Consider the following 16,467-nt stretch of genomic DNA (forward strand, 5'->3'; position numbering starts at 1 on the left):
GCCTAGGCCAGCGCCCGGGAAAGCCGCAGCCAGAGCTGCTGGTCGAAGTCGTGGTCGGGGGCCGCCTGGCCCATGCGGACGACCACGGCGCCAAGGCTCGGGACCACGTAGAGCTTGCGGTCGAGGGCGCCGAGCGCTGCCACGAGGTCGGCGGGCGCGGCGGGGATCAGCGGGCCGTCGGTGCGTCTGGCCAGCGGCCGGATCGCGTAGTCCGAGCCGTTCAGCCACCAGAGGCGGCCGTAGGCGGGATTGGCCGGCGAGCGGGCGAAGAGGGCCTTCAACGCCGCCGCCGAGACGACACGGCGGCCGCCCTCGGCGACGCCGCCGTCGAGGATTAGCTGGCCGAAGCGGGCGACGTCGCGCGGGCTGGTGACGAGGCCGGTGGGATTGCCGACGTCGCCGAAACTGGCGGGGCGCGGACGCCAGGCGGTGTCGGCCATGCCGGCGGGCGCGGTCAGCCAGTCGCGGGTGATCGCCTCCAGCGGCGCCTTGGCCGCGGCGGCCAGCACCGCCTTGGTCACGGCGTAGACCGGCGTGTTGTAGAGGAAGGTCGTTCCCGGCGGGGCGGCGTAGGCGAACTCGGTGGAAAGCCCGCTGCTCATGGTCAGCAGGTGAAGGACGCGAATGGCGGCCTCCTGCCCGGGGGCGGCCTTCGACCAGCCGGGGCCGATATAGGCCGAGACGGGCTTTTCGACGTCCAGCAGGCCCTTGTCGGCGGCGATGGCGGCGAGCACCGCCACAAAGCTCTTCTGCTGGGAGGCGACGTCTTCGAGAAGGGCCCCGCCGGCGGTCGTCCCATAGGTGAAGTCGTCGCGGAATTTCCCGGCGTCGGCGCCCAGCGGCCAGTTGCGCTCGACCAGCACCTGGCGGTTTCGGACCATTAGGAAGCCGGTGGTCCGCTGGCCCTGCACGTAGTCGAGCGCGTCCTGCATCGGCCCCTCCGCGACGGCCGGCGCGGCGATGGCGGCCGCGGCGCCGGCGAGGACGGTCCGGCGGGTGGCGGTCATCGGCATGGCTTCCTCCGCGACCGCCGCCTCGGTCACGCCGCCTCTTCGGCCTTCAGGGTCTCGCGCAGCTCGCGCTTGAGGAACTTGCCGTTGGCGTTGCGCGGCAGGGGCTCGTCGCGCAGCCAGATGTAGCGCGGGATCTTGTGGCGGGCGATCAGGCTGGCGCAGTGCTCGCGCAGCGCCTCGGCGTCGAGCGTCTCGCCGGCGCGGACGACGACGGCGGCCCCGACCTCCTCGCCGAGGCGCGGGTCGGGCACGCCGAACACCGAGCATTCGGCCACCGCCGGGTGCTGGTGAAGGGCGCTCTCCACCTCGGCGCAGTAGATGTTCTCGCCGCCGCGCAGGACCATGTCCTTCTTGCGGTCCACCAGATAAATGAACTGGTCCTCGTCGAGGTAGGCGACGTCGCCGGTGTGCAACCAGCCGTCGGTGATGGACTCGGCGGTGGCGTCGGGGCGGTTGATGTAGCCCTTGATCACCGAGGCGCCCTTGACCCAGAGCTCGCCCGGCTGGCCGGGCGGCAGGGTCTCGCCGTTCTCGCCGACGATCCGGACGTCGAAGGTCGGCATGGCGCGGCCGCAGCTCGCCGGCTTGTCGACGAAGAAGTCGCCGCTCACCGAGGTGATGATGCCGCTCGTCTCGGTCATGCCGTAGCCGGTGTTCGGCCGCGCGGTGGCCACCGCGCTGTCGATCTTGGCGACGAGGTCGGGCTGAAGCTGGGCGCCGCCGCCGCCGACGCTGAGCAGGCTCGAGGTGTCGTACTTGTCGAAGTCCGGATGGGCGATGAGCTCGCGGGCCATGACCGGCACGCCGCCGGCCGAGGTGCAGCGCTCGCGCTCGATGAGCTTGAGGGCCTCCAGCGGATCCCAGCGGTACATCAGCACCATCTTGCCGCCCGCCGCGGTGGTGGCGTAGGCGCCGCAGTTGTTGGCGGTCACGTGGAAGAGCGGGGTGGTCACAAGGGTCACCGGGATCGGCGGCTCGGCCGGCGGGGCGACGCCGGTGGCGCGCTGGGTGGCGAGGCCGTGCACCTGGCCCGAGAACATCATGTTCATCAGGTTGTTGATCGACGACCGGTGAGTGAGCTGGGCGCCCTTCGGGAAGCCCGTCGTGCCGGAGGTGTAGAAGATGCAGAGGTCGGCGTCGGGGTCGATGGCGACCTCGGGCAGGGCGCCGCCGGTGGCGACCACCTCGGACCAGGGCACGGCGCCGGCGGGCAGCTTGTCGGTGCGGGTGGCGACCAGGAAGGTGTCGCCGAGCATGCCGGGCTGCTCATCGAGGCGGGCGATGCGCTCGCCGTCGGCGAACAGCACCTTGGGCGCGGCGTCCTTCAGGCCGTAGGCCATCTCCGAGGCGGTCCACCAGGCGTTCATGCCGACCGCGGCGACCCCGGTGCAGGCGCAGGCCCAGTAGATCAGCATCCATTCGGGATAGTTGCGCATCGCGATGGCCACGCGATCGCCCGGCTTCACCCCGTGGGCGAACATCCAGTTGGCGATGGAGGCGACCTGCTTGTGGGCCTCGGCGTAGGTGATCCGCTCGTCGCCGTAGACCAGGTAGTCGCGGTCGGCGAACTGGGCGGTGGACAGCCACAGGGCGCGCACGTTGGGCGGCGAGTTCTTGAAGGTCTTGGTGGGCACGCCGCCGATCGGGACCTCGACGATCTCGAAGGCTTGGCCCGGCGCGGTCAGCTCGGCCCAGGCCTGGTTCAGTTCGGCGTAGTGCATGGTGGTCCCCTCCTGATCCGGCTCTTGGACGCGGCCGGTCTTGGCTTACGGACCTACCTAACCTGAACATTGATAAGGGCGCGAGTGCGACGTGGCGTCAGGGTGGGCCGGCCGCTGAAAACGAGCGTCCGCGGCCATGCCTCCGCCGCCCCTCTCCCCGCCCTCTTCGCGGGGGAGAGGAACTCAGCCGGCCAGGGTCTCGGCGAAGCGGACGGGCTCGCCGAGGGAGGGGGCGATGATCTCGTCGTCGCGCATGACGACGTTGCCGCGGATGATGGTCGCCATCGGCCAGCCCTTGGCCTCCATGCCGACGAAGGGGGTCCAGCCGGAGCGGGTGGCCATGTCCTCGTGGCGGAACTCGCGGCGGGCCTTGAGGTCGACGATGGTGAGGTCGGCGTCGAAGCCCTTGGCGAGGCGGCCCTTGTCGGCGAGGCCGAAGATGCGGTTGGCGCCGTGGCTGGTGAGGTCGACGAGGCGCTCGAGGGTCAGGCGGCCCTCGGCGACGTGGGTCAGCATCACCGGCAGCAGGGTCTGCACGCCGGGCATCCCGGAGGGCGAGGCCGGATAGGGCCGGGCCTTCTCCTCGATGGTGTGCGGGGCGTGGTCGGAGCCGAGCACGTCGGCGACGCCCATGGCGACGCCCTTCCACAGGCCGGCGCGGTGATGGGCCTCGCGGATCGGCGGGTTCATCTGCGCGTAGCCCTTCAGCCGCTCGTAGGCCTCGGGGCCTTCGAGGGTGAGGTGCTGCGGCGTCACTTCGACCGAGGCGATGTCCTTGTGGGCGGCGAGGTACTCGATCTCGTCGCGGGTGGTGACGTGCAGGACGTGGATGCGCTTGCCGAGGGACTTGGCGATGCGCACCAGCCGCTCGGTGGACTGGATGGCGGCCTGGGCGTCGCGGACTTCCGGGTGGCTCGTCCAGTCGCCGGTGCGGGCGAGCGCGCGGCGCTCCTCCAGGCGGTACTCGTCCTCGGAGTGGAAGGCGGCGCGGCGGTTGATGTTGCGCAGCACCTTCTCGACGCCGGCGTCGTCCTTGATCAGCAGGGTGCCGGTGGAGGCGCCCATGAACACCTTGACCCCGCAGCAGCCGGGAAGGCGCTCCAGCTCTCCCAGGAATTCGGCGTTGGCGTGGGTGCCGCCGATATAGAAGGCGTGGTCGCAGTGCATGCGCCCCTTGGCGCGAGCCAGCTTGTCGGCCATGGCGTCGGCGTCGGTGGTGGTGGGCTCGGTGTTCGGCATCTCGAACACCGCGACGACGCCGCCGCGCACCGCGGCCTGGGAGCCGGTTTCCAGGTCTTCCTTCCACTCCAGGCCCGGCTCGCGGAAGTGCACCTGGGTGTCGATGACGCCCGGCATGACCGTGAGGCCGGCGGCGTCGAACACCTCGCCGGCGCTGGCCTGCGACAGGTTGCCGATGGCGGCGATCTTGCCGCCGCGGACGCCGACGTCGGCAAGGCCCCGGCCGGCGTGGTTGATCACCTCGCCGCCACGCACGATCAGATCGAAGGTCTCAGCCATTTGGGGTCTCAGCCATGTTGCGTCCTCGCCAACGGCGCCGGCTCGCTCTCGGCGAGCAGCTGCTCGGCGGCGCGTAGCACCGGCTCAACGCCCAAGTCCATCATGTGGCAGATGGCCTGGGTGAGGTGGGGGTCGGCCTGCTGGATCTGTTCCAGGGTGCGGGTCCCGCGGATGGCGCGGGCATGCTCGCCCCAGGGACCGTAGAGGCGTTCGTCGGAGGGGCCGAAGAGGCCGAGCGTCGGCACGCCCGCGGCGGCGGCGAGGTGCATGGCGCCGCTGTCGTTGCCGATGAACAGGCGGGCGCGCTTGAGGCAGGCGTAGGCGGTGAGCAGGTCGACCTTGCCGGCCAGGTCGATGAGCTGGCCGCGGGCGACGACTTCCTTGAGGTCGCGGCCGAGGTTCACCTCGTCGCGGCCGCCGAGCACCATCAGCCGCCCGTTCTCGAGCGGCGCGCCGGAATTGCGCAGAAGCCGGATGGCCACCTGGCTGAAGCGCTCCAGCGGCCAGGTCTTGCCGACCCAGTTGGCGGCCGGCGCCAGGGCGAGGATCGGCCCCGTCCCGGCGGTGAGCTCGTCGGCGTAGGCCTCGATGGCGGGCGAGGTGAAGATGTGCGGCGGGGCCGGATCGTCCTCGATGCGCAGGACGCGGGCGGCCTCCAGCACCTTGTGCACCGGCGCGGCCCCGGCCGGGCGGCGATAGACCGCGCGGCGCTTGGCCGACAGGAACCGCGAGATGCCCGAGCCGCGCATGTCGACGATCAGGCCCCAGCGGCGCTTGCGCACCTTGCGCCACAGGTCGAACCAGTGGCTGCCGTCCTTGGCCTTGGCGAAGACGATCACCTCGTCGAGGTTCGGGACCTCGGCGAACAGCGGCGCGGCGACCGGGCCGGCGACGATGGTGAAGCTGGCCTGGGGGATCTCGTCGTGCAGGCGCTTGATGAGGCCCGACGACAGCACGGCGTCGCCGATCCGCGTCGCCGTGATAAAGAGAATCGGGAAGGACCCGCGCGCCATGGACTGTCTATAAGGCGCTCGCCGCTGGCGCTCCACCGATCCCTCCCCCAAATTGCGACGCATGAGCAGAAACCTGACCTATGCGCCTCTCAACAGCCGGGCCCTGATCGCCGTGGGCGGGCCGGACTGGCGCACGTTCCTGCAGGGACTGATCACCCAGGACGTGGAGACGCTGAAGCCCGGCGAGGCCCGCTTCGGGGCCCTGCTCACGCCGCAGGGGCGGCTGCTCTACGATCTCTTCGTGGTGGGGCGGGAAGATGGCTGCTGGCTGGACGTAGAGGCGGAACATCGTGACGCGATCCTTCAGCGGCTGACCATGTACCGGCTGCGGGCCAAGGTGGAGCTCGGCAAGGACGAGACGCCGGTGGCGATCCTCTATCCCGGCGGGGAGGGACCGGCGCCGGGCGCCGGCTGGACCCCGGATCCGCGGCTGCCGGCGCTGGGCTGGCGGGGCTATGGGGCAGAGGAGCCGGCGGGCGCGGCGGTGGCCGACGAGGATGCGCGCGAGGCGCAGAAGCTGGCGCTTGGGGTGCCCGGTCCGGCGGACTGGGGCTCGGACCGCCTCTATCCGATCGAGGCCAACTTCGACCTCCTGAACGGCATCGACTTCAAGAAGGGCTGCTTCGTCGGCCAGGAGACCACCTCGCGCATGAAGCGGCGCGGGACGGTGAAGACCCGCATGCTGCCGATCCGCTTCGAGGGGCCGGCGCCCGAGCCCGGCGCGGAGATCCTGGCCGGGACCCTCAGGGCCGGCGAGGTGCTGTCGGGCCGCGAGGGCGGGGCCATGGCGCTGGTCCGGCTTGACCGCATCGACGGCGAACTGGCGGTGAACGGACGTCCAATCCGGGTGGAGAAGCCCGACTGGCTCCTTGAGGCGCTGGGCGAGAACGCCGCATAGCGAAGAACGCCCCTTGAGGTTTGGCGCGGCCTCGGCTGAGAGTGCGCGCCATGGATTCCGAGGTCGGGGAACAAAGCGTCGTCCGCTGCGGCTGGCGCGGCATGGCGGGCGATCCGCTGTACGAGGCCTACCACGACACCGAGTGGGGCGTGCCGGAGTACGACTCGCGGGCGCTGTGGGAGAAGCTGGTGCTTGACGGCTTCCAGGCCGGGCTGGCCTGGATCACCATCCTGCGCAAGCGCGAGGCCTTCCGGGCCGCCTTCGACGGCTTCGACCCGGAGAGGGTGGCGGCCTATGGGGCCGAGGACCGGGCGCGGCTGATGGCCGATCCGGGGATCGTGCGGTCCAACGCCAAGATCGACGCGGCCATCGAGAGCGCCAGGATCTACCTGGCCATGCGCGACCGCGGCGAGGACTTCTCGGTCTTCTGCTGGGGCTTCACGGGCGGCAAGCCGATCCAGAACGACTGGACGGGGATCGGCCAGGTGCCGGCCCAGACGCCGCTGGCGGTCGAGGTCTCCAAGGCGCTGAAGGCCAAGGGCTTCAAGTTCGTCGGCCCTGTGATCGTCTATGCCTGGATGCAGGCGGTGGGCATGGTCAACGACCACCTGACCTGCTGCCACCGGCACGCGCCGATCCGCCGGATGGGAGGCTGAGGCCGTGGCGCGCGGACCTTCCATGCTGCTCGAGAAGGCCTTCGTCGGTGGGCCGGTTTGCGGCGTCGACGAGGCCGGGCGCGGGCCCTGGGCCGGGCCGGTCACCGCCGCGGCGGTGATACTCGATCCCAACCCGCGCAAGGTCCCCAAGGGGCTGGACGATTCCAAGAAGCTGAGCGCCAAGACGCGCGAGAGCCTGGAGATCGAGATCAAGGCCAAGGCGGTGGCCTGGGGCGTCGGCTTCGCGAGCGTCGAGGAGATCGCCGAGCTCAACATCCTGCACGCCACGGGGCTCGCCATGCGCCGGGCGGTCGAGGCGATGGTGGTGGCGCCGGCCTTCGCCCTGGTGGACGGCAACTACCGCTTCGCCCTGCCGTGCGAGGTGACGCCGGTGGTGGGGGGCGACGCCAAGTCGAAGTCGATCGCCGCGGCCTCGATCCTGGCCAAGGTGGCGCGCGACCGGCTGATGGTGGAGATGGACGCGCGCTATCCCGGTTACGGCTTCGCCAGCCACAAGGGCTATCGGGCGCCGATCCACGCCGAGGCGCTGCTGAGCCTCGGGCCCTGCGAGATCCACCGCATGGGCTGGGGCCCGGTGAAGCTGGCGCTGATGGGCAAGGACCCGCTGATGGCGTTCGGCGACGCCATGGGGGCGCAGGACGAGCTGCCGTTCGACCCTGGCGATTGATCGTTTGAATCAAGATTGACGCTCGGGCCCGGGCGACGGACGCCTTGGCCATGCGTGACCACATCGACGTCATCAAGGGCCTGCGGCTGCAGGCGGGCGCCTGCCGCAAGCTGGGCTCGGAGTTCAGCGCCGCCCTGCTGGAGCGGGCGGCCGACGACTGGCTGGCCGGCGGCCCGACGCGGCCGCTGCTGGCCCCCTGGGAGAGCGCCGGCCTGAAGGCCCTGTTCGACGCGGCGACCGCGCTACGGCTGCTGGGCGCGCTGCACGACCTGGCGCTCGGCGGCGAGGACGCGGCCCTGGCCGACGCCTACGGCCGGCTCGACGTGGACGCCGCCTGGACCGCCGCCCTGGCCGCCATGCGGCGCGAGCCGGAGCGGCTGGCGCGGTTCATGGAGCACGAGCCGCAGACCAACGAGGTGCGGCGCTCGATCTGCCTGGTCGGCGGTTTCCTGGAGATCGCGCGGGTCACCGGCCTGCCGCTGCGCTGCTTCGAGATCGCCGCGAGCGCCGGGCTGAACCTCTTCTGGGACCGCTACCGCTACGAGTTCGCGCCGGGCGCCGCCTGGGGCGATCCGCAGTCGAGCGTGCGGCTCGACAGCGCCTGGGAGGGGCCGCCGCCGCCGATCGGGGCGAAGGTGGCGGTGGTCGAGCGGGCGGCCTGCGACCGGCGGCCGGTGGACCTGACCGATCCGGCCGAGCGGCGGCGGCTCCTGGCCTATGTCTGGCCCGACCAGACCGAGCGGCTGGCGCGCGCCCGGGCCGCGATCGAGCTGGCCCTGGCCAATGGGGTGACGGTGGAGCCCGGCGACGCGCCGGATTGGACCGCGGCCCGCGTGGCGCCGAAGGCCGGGGCCGTGACGGTGCTCTACCACTCGGTCTTCTGGCAATACATGCCGGCCCAGAGCCAGGCGGCGCTGGCCGCCGCGATCGCGGCGATCGCCGCCAAGGCGACGCCGGACGCGCCCTTCGCCTGGCTCGCCATGGAGCCGCCGCCGGAGAACATGGCGACCATGGAGGTGCGGCTGACGCTGTGGCCCGGCGGCGAGCGGCGGACCCTGGCGGAGGTGCATCCGCACGGGGCGTGGGTGCGCTGGCGCGGCTAGGGATGCGCTGGCGCGGCCCGCGCGGTAAGCTTTCGTTCACCACGCGAGTAAACGGCCTCTTCACCATAAGGGCCCCAGGATTCATTCTCTGGGTTCAAGAGGTTTCCGAATGGGCGCGAAGGCCGACACCATCATCCAGGGCGATTGCCTCGAGGAGCTGAAGAGGCTGCCCGACGCCTCCGTCGACCTGGTGTTCGCCGATCCGCCCTACAACCTGCAGCTCGGCGGCGAGCTGCTGCGGCCCGACAACTCGAAGGTGGACGCGGTCGACGACGACTGGGACCGCTTCGAGAGCTTCGAGGCCTATGACGCCTTCACGCGCGCCTGGCTGAAGGAATGCCGGCGGGTGCTGAAGGACAATGGCGCGATCTGGGTGATCGGCTCCTACCACAACGTCTTCCGGGTGGGCGCGGCGCTGCAGGACCTGGGCTTCTGGATCCTCAACGACATCGTCTGGCGCAAGTCGAACCCGATGCCGAACTTCAAGGGCACGCGCTTCACCAATGCGCACGAGACCCTGATCTGGGCGGCCAAGGGCCGGGGCGCCAAGCGCTACACCTTCAACTACGACGCCATGAAGATGGCCAACGACGAGCTGCAGATGCGCTCGGACTGGACCCTGCCGCTGTGCACGGGCGAGGAGCGGCTGAAGGGCGCCGACGGCGCCAAGGCCCATCCGACCCAGAAGCCCGAGGCCCTGCTGCACCGGGTGATCCTGTCGTCCACCAAGCCGGGCGACGTGATCCTCGACCCGTTCTTCGGCACCGGGACCACCGGGGCGGCGGCGCGACGGCTCGGCCGCAAGTTCATCGGCATCGAGCGCGAGACCGAATATGTGAAGCTCGCCGAGGCGCGGATCGCCAAAATCGTCCCGGCGACCGCCGAGGAGCTGGCGGTGACCGGCTCCAAGAAGTCCGAGCCGCGCGTGCCGTTCGGCCAGATCGTCGAGGCCGGGCTGCTGCGGCCGGGCGACATCCTCTACTGCCCGCAAGGCAAGAAGGCCGCCCGGGTGCGGCCGGACGGCAGTCTGGCGGTAGGCGAGCTGACCGGCTCGATCCACAAGGTCGGGGCCATGGTGCAGTCGGCGCCGGCCTGCAACGGCTGGACCTACTGGCACTTCAAGTCGGACAAGGGCCTGGCCCCCATCGACGTCCTGCGCGCCAAGGTCCGCAGCCAGCTGCCGGTCTGAGCAAGGATCCTTCTCCCCTTGCGGGAAAAGGTGTCGGGCGGAGCCCGACGGATGAGGGGTCGAAGACCGCCTCGGGCTGCGTGCGGCGCGGAGGATTTTGAGAGACCCCTCACCCGACCGCCTCCGGCGGCCACCCTCTCCCGCAAGGGGAGAGGGGTCAGATGAGTCTGTTCAACCCCGTCTTGGCGGCCTTGAGAAAGACGCTCGGCAGGGCGGTGAGCCCAGAGCGGCGGGTCCAGATGACGCCCGCCGCGTCGGCCTCGGCGCGGTAGAGGCGCAGGGTCAGGCTGAAGTGGGTGAAGACGTGGTCGACCGCGCCCGCCGATCGCCAGGCGGCGGCCACCGGCGCTGCGGCCAGGGCTTCGTCGGCGCTGAACGGCGCGGCGCGCCACTCCGACGTGGGCAGGGCCAGCATGCCGCCGAGCAGGCCCCTCGGCGGACGGCGGACCAGGGCCACCTCGTCGCCGCGGGTCAGCAGGTAGGCGACGCCGTGGCGGTGCGGGCGCTCGGCCTTGGGGCTCTTGCGCGGGAAGCTCTCGTGATCGCCGCGGGCGTAGGCGGCGCAGTGGGCGGTCAGCGGGCAGCGGTCGCACAGCGGCGCCTTGGGCCGGCAGACCACCGCGCCGAGGTCCATCAGCGCCTGGGCCCAGTCGCCGGGGCGCTCGTCGCCGACGAGGCCGGCGGCCAGGCGCTTCAGCTCGGGCTTGGCGGCGGGCAGCGGTTCCTCGACGGCGAAGAGGCGCGAGATCACCCGCTCGACGTTGCCGTCGACGACATTGGCCGGCCGGTCGAAGGCGATCGCGGCGACGGCGGCGGCGGTGTAGGGGCCAAGGCCCGGCAGCCTCATGAGGCCGGCCTCGCTGTCCGGGAAGACGCCGCCGTGGTCCTCGGCGACGGCGCGGGCGCACTTCAGGAGATTGCGGGCGCGGGCGTAGTAGCCAAGGCCTGCCCAGGCGGCCATGACGTCGGCGTCGTCCGCGGCGGCAAGGGCGGTCACGCTCGGCCAAGCCTGCAGGAACTTCAGGAAGTAGGGCGTGGCGTGCGGGACGGTGGTCTGCTGCAGCATCACCTCTGAGAGCCAGACCCGATAGGGATCGGTGCGGCGCCCGGAGCCCGGCGGCGCGCGCCAGGGCAGGGCGCGGGCGTTGGCGTCGTACCAGGCGAGGAGGGCGGTCCGGATCTCGGGTGCGGTCACATCCCCTCTTAGCGTCCGGCCGGCGTTGGCGGTAGAAGGAGGCGATGGCCCGCCGCTCCCTGCCCAGCCCGCAAGAGGCGCTCCGCATCCTGGCGGAGAAGCGCACGCGCCCGCCGCGTCGCCCGCCGCCGCCGGCCGGGCGCAGTCTGGCGCCGGTGCTGAAGGAGCTCGACGCCAAGTTCGGGCAAGGGGCCGGCGCCCTGCAGGCCCGCTGGCGCGAGATCGTCGGCCCGGAGATCGCCCGCCGGACCGAGCCGGTGAAGCTGACCAAGGGACGGGGCTCGACGCCTTCCTCGCTGGAGATCCGCGTGGCGGGGCCGTCGGCCGCGATCATCCAGCATCAGGCGCACGAGATCCTGGCGCGGGTGAACCTGTTCCTGGGCGCGGACGCGGTGCAGAAGCTGCGCGTCGTGCAGGGCCCGCTGCGGCTGACGCCGGAGAGCGCCAAGCCCCCTCGTCGCGCCCAGCCGCTGGACGCCGCGGCCGAGGCCAAGCTCGCCAAGGGCCTCGCCGAGGCGCCGGACGGCCCGCTCAAACAGGCGCTGATGAAGCTCGGCCGCGGGGTGATGCGGGGCGGCCGCTAAGTCGCTGAATTGACTCAAACCCGTGGTTGTCCCATCGCCTTGACGGCGCGGCGCCCCAAGGTGGAGGCGCTTGCCGGAATCGCGCTTAACTCCCCATCGGACCAGAGGGACGCCCAAAGATGTTCAACCGACGCCTCATGATCCTCGCCGCTGCGGCTGCGAGCCTGGCGCTGGCCGCGTGCAACAAGGCCGGCGGGCCGACCAGCCCGTCCGAGGGCGACATGAGCATGGGCAACCCGTCCGCCAAGGTGAAGGTCGTCGAGTACGCCTCGGCGAGCTGTCCGCACTGCGCGCGGTTCAACAACGACGTCTTCCCCGGCTTCAAGACCAAGTACATCGACACCGGCAAGGTCTACTACACCTTCAAGGAGTACCTGACCCCGCCGGAGAACGTCGCGGCGGCGGGCTTCCTCGTGGCGCGCTGCGCCGGCAAGGACAAGTACTTCACCGTCCTCGACGCCATCTTCCGCTCGCAGACCGAGATGTTCCAGACCGGCGACTTCCGCGGCGTGCTGCTGCGTATCGCCCAGTCGGCCGGTGTCACCGAGCAGCAGTTCAACGCCTGCCTCAACGACGAGAAGGCGATGAAGGCGCTGAACGATCGCGTCACCCGCGCGGTCCAGGAGGACAAGGTCACCGGCACGCCGACCTTCTTCTTCAACGGCAAGAAGGTCGCCGAGGGCGAGGTCACCGCGGCCCAGCTCGACCAGGCGTTCGCCGAAGCCTCGAAGTAGGAGCGCGGACGATGGGCCGAGGCATCCTGATCGCAGCCGCCGTCCTGGCCTTCGGGACCGCGCCGGCGCTGGCCGGGGTTCCGGCGAACGCGGTGAACGGCGACATGAGCCTCGGCGACCCCAAAGCCAAGGTGCAGGTGACCGAGTACGCCTCGGCCGCCTGCCCGCACTGCGCCCACTTCGACGAGACCGTGTTCCCGGCCTTCAAGGCCAAATACGTCGACACCGGCAAGGTGCACTACACCCTGAAGGAGTTCCTCACCGCGCCGCCGGAAGTGGCGGCGGCGGGCTTCCTGGTGGCGCGCTGCGGCGGCCCCGCGAAGTACTTCCCCATCCTGCATGACGTGTTCGCCAGCCAATCCCAATGGCGGACCGGCGACATCGGCCCGATCCTGATCCAGGCCGGGGTGAAGAACGGGCTCGCCGAGAAGCAGGTGGAGAGCTGCCTCACCGACCAGGCGGCGCTCGACGCCCTCAACGGCCGGGTCACCGCGGCCATGGACAAGGACAAGATCGACTCGACACCGACCCTGGTGGTCAACGGCAAGAAGCTGGAGGCGGTCGACCTCGCCAGCCTGGAGGCGGCGATCGCCGAGGCCGCGAAGGCGGCTCCGCAGAAGGCCGGCAAGCCGCCGGCCAGGAAGAAGCCCGCGAGGCGGTAGTGCACTTCCAGCGGCTCAAACTCTCGGGCTTCAAGTCCTTCGTCGATCCGACCGAATTCCGGATCGAGCCGGGCGTGACCGGGATCGTGGGCCCGAACGGCTGCGGCAAGTCGAACCTCCTGGAAGCCCTGCGCTGGGTGATGGGCGCCAACTCCGCCAAGGCCATGCGGGCCGGCGGCATGGACGACGTGATCTTCGCCGGCTCGGCCAACCGGCCCTCGCGCAATCACGCCGAGGTGGCGCTGACCATCGACAACGCCGCGCGCCGCGCGCCGGCGGCGTTCAACGACCACCCGGTGCTGGAGGTGGTGCGGCGCATCGACAAGGGCGCGGGCTCGACCTACCGGATCAACGGCCGCGAGGTGCGCGCCCGCGACGTCCAGCTGCTGTTCGCCGACGCCTCGACCGGCTCCAACTCGCCGGCCCTGGTGCGCCAGGGGCAGATCTCGGAGCTGATCGCCGCCAAGCCGCAGAACCGGCGGATGATCCTCGAAGAGGCGGCCGGGGTCTCGGGCCTGCACACCCGCCGGCACGAGGCGGAGCTGCGCCTGCGCGCGGCGGAGACCAACCTCGGGCGGCTGGACGACGTGGCCCAGGAGCTGGAGTCGGCGCTCGGCCGGCTCAAGCGCGAGGCGCGCCAGGCGGAGCGCTACAAGAAACTGTCGGCCGAGATCCGCGCCCTGCAGGGGGCGGTGCTCTACGCCCGATACTCAGAAGCCCAGGCCGCGGCCGAGCGGCTGGTGGGTGAGGCCCAGCTCGCTGCCCGCGCCGTGGAGGAGACCGCCCGCGCCGCCGCCGCCGCGACCACCCGGGCCGCCGCCGCCGAGGAGGCGATCAAGCCGCTGCGCGAGGCCGAGACCATCGCCGCGGCGGTGCTGCACAAGCTGGCCATCGACAAGGACCGGCTGGACCGCGAGCACGAGGCCCATGCCGCCGAGATCGCGCGGCTTGAGAACGAGATCGCGCGGATCGATTCCGACGCCGCCCGCGAAGCCCACATCGTCGAGGACGCCGATGAGGCCCTGAAGCGCCTCGCCGAGGACCTGGCGGCGCTGGAGGCTGCGATCGCCGGCGCGCCCGAGCGGATCCCGGAGCTGGAAGCCGCTGCCCGCGACGCGGAGGCGGCCCGCGCCGCGGGCGACGCCGAGGTCGAGCGCCTGGCCGGCGAGCTGGCGGCGCAGGAGGCCCAGTCGCGGGCCGCCGCCTCGCGGGTGGAGGAAGCGCAGGGCCGTGTCGCCCGCACCCGCCGGGCGCTCGACCAGGCGCGCCAGGAACGCGAGGCGCTCGGGGCGCTCGCCAATCCGCAGGCCGAGCAGGCGAAGGCCGAGCTGGCCGCGGCCGAGGCGGCGCTGGCCGCCGCGCGCGCCGCCCTCGATGCGGCCGAAGAGGCCCGGACCAAGGCCGTGGAGACCGAGGCTCAGGCGCGCGAGGTCGCGCGCAAGTCCGACGAACAGCTCGGCCGGCTGACGGCCGAGGCGCGGGCCCTGGCGCAGCTGGTCGCCCAGGCGCGGCGGGCGGGCTTCGCCCCGGCCCTGGATTCGGTGACGCCGGACCGCGGCTACGAGCAGGCCCTGGCGGCGGCGCTCGGCGATGACCTGGACGCGGCGCTAGACAAGGCCGCGCCGGCCTTCTGGGGCGGACGCGACGCTTCGGCGCCGAGCTGGCCCGCCGGCGTGACGCCGTTGGCGCAGGTGGTGAAGGCGCCGCCGGCCCTCGCCGCCCGCCTGGCGTTCACCGGCCTCGTCGAGCGGGCGGACGGCGACCGGCTGCAGGCCTCGCTGCCGCCGGGCGGACGCCTGGTCTCCCGCGAGGGGGACCTGTGGCGCTGGGACGGCTTCACTGCGCGGGCCGAGGCGCCCAAGGCCGCGGCCGTGCGACTGGAGCAGCGCAATCGGCTGGCCGAGGTCGAGGCCGAGATCGAGAAGCTGCAGCCCAGGGTCGACGTGGCCAGGGCCGCGCAGAAGGCGGCGTCCGACACCCTGCGGGGGGCTGAGGAGGCGCTGCGGGCGGCGCGGCGCGAGCCGCCGGCCCTGGAGCAGAAGGCCGGCCAGGCACGATCGGCCCTGGAGCGATTCGAGCGCGAGGCGGCCCGCAAGGAGGCGCACGCCGCCTCTCTCGACGATCTGATCGGCCGCTTCGAGGCCGAGCTCGCCGAGCACGAGCAGGCGCTGGCCCAGGCGCAGGCGACCGCGGGCGCTGTGGCCTCGAGCGGCGAGCTGGCCGGCAAGCTGGCTGCCGCGCGGGCCGCGGCAGGCCCCGCCCGTGAGGCCGCCGCGGCGGCGCGCGCGGCGCTGGAGCTGGAGGTCCGCGAGCGCGACGGTCGCGCCCGGCGCCTGGAGCAGGCGAGCCGCGAACGGGACGACTGGACCCGCCGCTCGCAGGCCGCGGCCAAGCGCACCGAGGCCTTGGCCGAGGCGCGGACCAAGACGTTCGCCGCGCTGGAGAAGGCGCGGGCGGCGCCCGGCACGCTGGAGGCGCGCCGCGCCCAGCTGCTCGACGAGCTGACCATGGCCGAGGCCCGCCGGGCCAAGACCTCGGACGCCCTGGCCGAGGGCGACAGGGAGCGCACCGAGGCCGAGCGGGCGTTGCGGGCGGCCGAGGCCGCGGCGTCGGAAGCGCGCGAGGTGCGGGCGAGCCTCGCCGCCCATGCCGAGGCCGCGCAGGAACGCCTCGCCGAGGTGACGACCCAGATCCGCGAGACGGCGCGCGTCGAGCCGTCGGAGCTCGCCCGCAAGCTGGCTGAGGACGCTGTGGCGGTGCCGACCGACGCCGAGGGCATCGAGGCGCACCTGTTCAACCTGGAGCGCCAGCGCGAGGCGATCGGGGCGGTGAACCTGCGGGCCGAGGAAGAGGCCAACGAATACGCCGAGCGGCTGGGCGGCATGCAGACCGAGCGGGCCGACCTGACCGGCGCCATCGCCGCACTGCGGCGCGGCATCGACGAACTGAACGGCGAAGGGCGCGAGCGGCTGACGGCGGCCTTCGAGGTCATCCACGAGCACTTCAAGACCCTGTTCCAGACCCTGTTCCAGGGCGGCCAGGCCGAGCTGCGGCTGGTGGAGTCCGACGATCCGCTGGAGGCCGGGCTGGAGATCTACGCCTGCCCGCCGGGCAAACGGCTGTCGACCATGAGCCTGATGTCCGGCGGCGAGCAGGCGCTGACCGCCATGGCGCTGATCTTCGCGGTGTTCCTCGCCCAGCCGGCGCCGATCTGCGTCCTCGACGAGGTCGACGCCCCGCTCGATGACGCCAACGTCGACCGCTACTGCAACCTGCTGGACGAGATGAACCGGCGCACCGAGACCCGCTTCGTGGTGATCACCCACAACCCGGTGACCATGGCCCGCATGGACCGGCTGTTCGGCGTGACCATGGCCGAGCGCGGCGTGTCGCAACTGGTATCGGTGGACCTCAGCCAGGCCGAGGCCATAGCCGCCCAGTAGGTCGACGCTGGGGGCCCGGCGCGGCCACGCAGGGTGTGACCCCCTTGCAC

The 16,467-nt window shown here is 72.1% G+C and carries 14 protein-coding genes; 9 read left to right on the plus strand and 5 right to left on the minus strand.

All coding sequences use genetic code 11. The features are described 5' to 3' along the window. Positions 1 to 2: 2 nt before the first annotated feature. The 4 genes from DJ017_RS06625 to DJ017_RS06640 all read right to left on the minus strand — a co-directional run bounded on the left by DJ017_RS06625 (position 3) and on the right by DJ017_RS06640 (position 5,265). Positions 3 to 1,043, minus strand: a complete 1,041-nt coding sequence (locus tag DJ017_RS06625; protein WP_227000049.1) for a serine hydrolase domain-containing protein — start codon at positions 1,041 to 1,043, stop codon at positions 3 to 5. After that, positions 1,040 to 2,734: a class I adenylate-forming enzyme family protein gene (locus DJ017_RS06630; protein WP_111527970.1), complete on the minus strand. Its 1,695-nt coding sequence runs from the start codon at positions 2,732 to 2,734 to the stop codon at positions 1,040 to 1,042. The genes DJ017_RS06625 and DJ017_RS06630 overlap by 4 nt, the downstream gene beginning before the upstream one ends. A 183-nt stretch (positions 2,735 to 2,917) precedes the next feature. After that, the gene (locus DJ017_RS06635; RefSeq protein WP_111527971.1) at positions 2,918 to 4,252 is read right to left on the minus strand and encodes a dihydroorotase; all 1,335 of its coding nucleotides are present in this window, start codon (positions 4,250 to 4,252) and stop codon (positions 2,918 to 2,920) included. A gap of 8 nt (positions 4,253 to 4,260) precedes the next feature. After that, positions 4,261 to 5,265, minus strand: coding sequence for a glycosyltransferase family 9 protein (locus tag DJ017_RS06640; RefSeq protein ID WP_111527972.1), 1,005 nt, complete (start codon positions 5,263 to 5,265; stop codon positions 4,261 to 4,263). 61 nt (positions 5,266 to 5,326) lie between these two features. Here DJ017_RS06640 and ygfZ point away from each other — a divergent pair, with 61 nt between their 5' ends. The 5 genes from ygfZ to DJ017_RS06665 all read left to right on the plus strand — a co-directional run bounded on the left by ygfZ (position 5,327) and on the right by DJ017_RS06665 (position 9,799). After that, positions 5,327 to 6,163 carry a CAF17-like 4Fe-4S cluster assembly/insertion protein YgfZ gene (gene ygfZ / locus DJ017_RS06645; RefSeq protein ID WP_111527973.1) on the plus strand — a complete coding sequence of 279 codons (837 nt, stop codon included), beginning with the start codon at positions 5,327 to 5,329 and terminating at the stop codon, positions 6,161 to 6,163. 50 nt (positions 6,164 to 6,213) lie between these two features. Next, positions 6,214 to 6,819: a DNA-3-methyladenine glycosylase I gene (locus tag DJ017_RS06650; RefSeq protein ID WP_111527974.1), complete on the plus strand. Its 606-nt coding sequence runs from the start codon at positions 6,214 to 6,216 to the stop codon at positions 6,817 to 6,819. 22 nt (positions 6,820 to 6,841) lie between these two features. Next, positions 6,842 to 7,507, plus strand: a complete 666-nt coding sequence (locus DJ017_RS06655) for a ribonuclease HII (protein ID WP_111527975.1) — start codon at positions 6,842 to 6,844, stop codon at positions 7,505 to 7,507. 50 nt (positions 7,508 to 7,557) lie between these two features. Beyond that, on the plus strand, positions 7,558 to 8,610 hold the full coding sequence (locus DJ017_RS06660) for a DUF2332 domain-containing protein (RefSeq protein WP_133255397.1): 1,053 nt from the start codon (positions 7,558 to 7,560) through the stop codon (positions 8,608 to 8,610). Between the two features lie 109 nt (positions 8,611 to 8,719). Then, positions 8,720 to 9,799, plus strand: a complete 1,080-nt coding sequence (locus tag DJ017_RS06665; protein ID WP_111527977.1) for a site-specific DNA-methyltransferase — start codon at positions 8,720 to 8,722, stop codon at positions 9,797 to 9,799. A 157-nt stretch (positions 9,800 to 9,956) separates the two neighbouring features. Here the strand turns inward: DJ017_RS06665 and mutY are convergent, their stop codons facing one another. After that, the gene (gene mutY, locus DJ017_RS06670) at positions 9,957 to 10,994 is read right to left on the minus strand and encodes an A/G-specific adenine glycosylase (protein ID WP_111527978.1); all 1,038 of its coding nucleotides are present in this window, start codon (positions 10,992 to 10,994) and stop codon (positions 9,957 to 9,959) included. 44 nt (positions 10,995 to 11,038) lie between these two features. Here mutY and DJ017_RS06675 point away from each other — a divergent pair, with 44 nt between their 5' ends. From DJ017_RS06675 to smc, 4 genes are all read left to right on the plus strand, one after another. Next, on the plus strand, positions 11,039 to 11,578 hold the full coding sequence (locus DJ017_RS06675; protein WP_111527979.1) for a DUF721 domain-containing protein: 540 nt from the start codon (positions 11,039 to 11,041) through the stop codon (positions 11,576 to 11,578). A gap of 119 nt (positions 11,579 to 11,697) precedes the next feature. Continuing rightward, positions 11,698 to 12,312, plus strand: a complete 615-nt coding sequence (locus DJ017_RS06680) for a DsbA family protein (protein WP_111527980.1) — start codon at positions 11,698 to 11,700, stop codon at positions 12,310 to 12,312. A gap of 11 nt (positions 12,313 to 12,323) precedes the next feature. After that, a complete protein-coding gene (locus DJ017_RS06685) occupies positions 12,324 to 12,974 on the plus strand; it encodes a thioredoxin domain-containing protein (protein WP_111527981.1) in 651 nt (216 codons plus the stop codon). Continuing rightward, positions 12,974 to 16,417 carry a chromosome segregation protein SMC gene (gene smc, locus DJ017_RS06690; protein ID WP_111527982.1) on the plus strand — a complete coding sequence of 1,148 codons (3,444 nt, stop codon included), beginning with the start codon at positions 12,974 to 12,976 and terminating at the stop codon, positions 16,415 to 16,417. The genes DJ017_RS06685 and smc overlap by 1 nt, the downstream gene beginning before the upstream one ends. The last annotated feature ends 50 nt before the right edge of the window (positions 16,418 to 16,467 follow it).

It is taken from the genome of Phenylobacterium soli (assembly GCF_003254475.1).
In the GTDB taxonomy this organism is placed as follows: domain Bacteria; phylum Pseudomonadota; class Alphaproteobacteria; order Caulobacterales; family Caulobacteraceae; genus Phenylobacterium; species Phenylobacterium soli.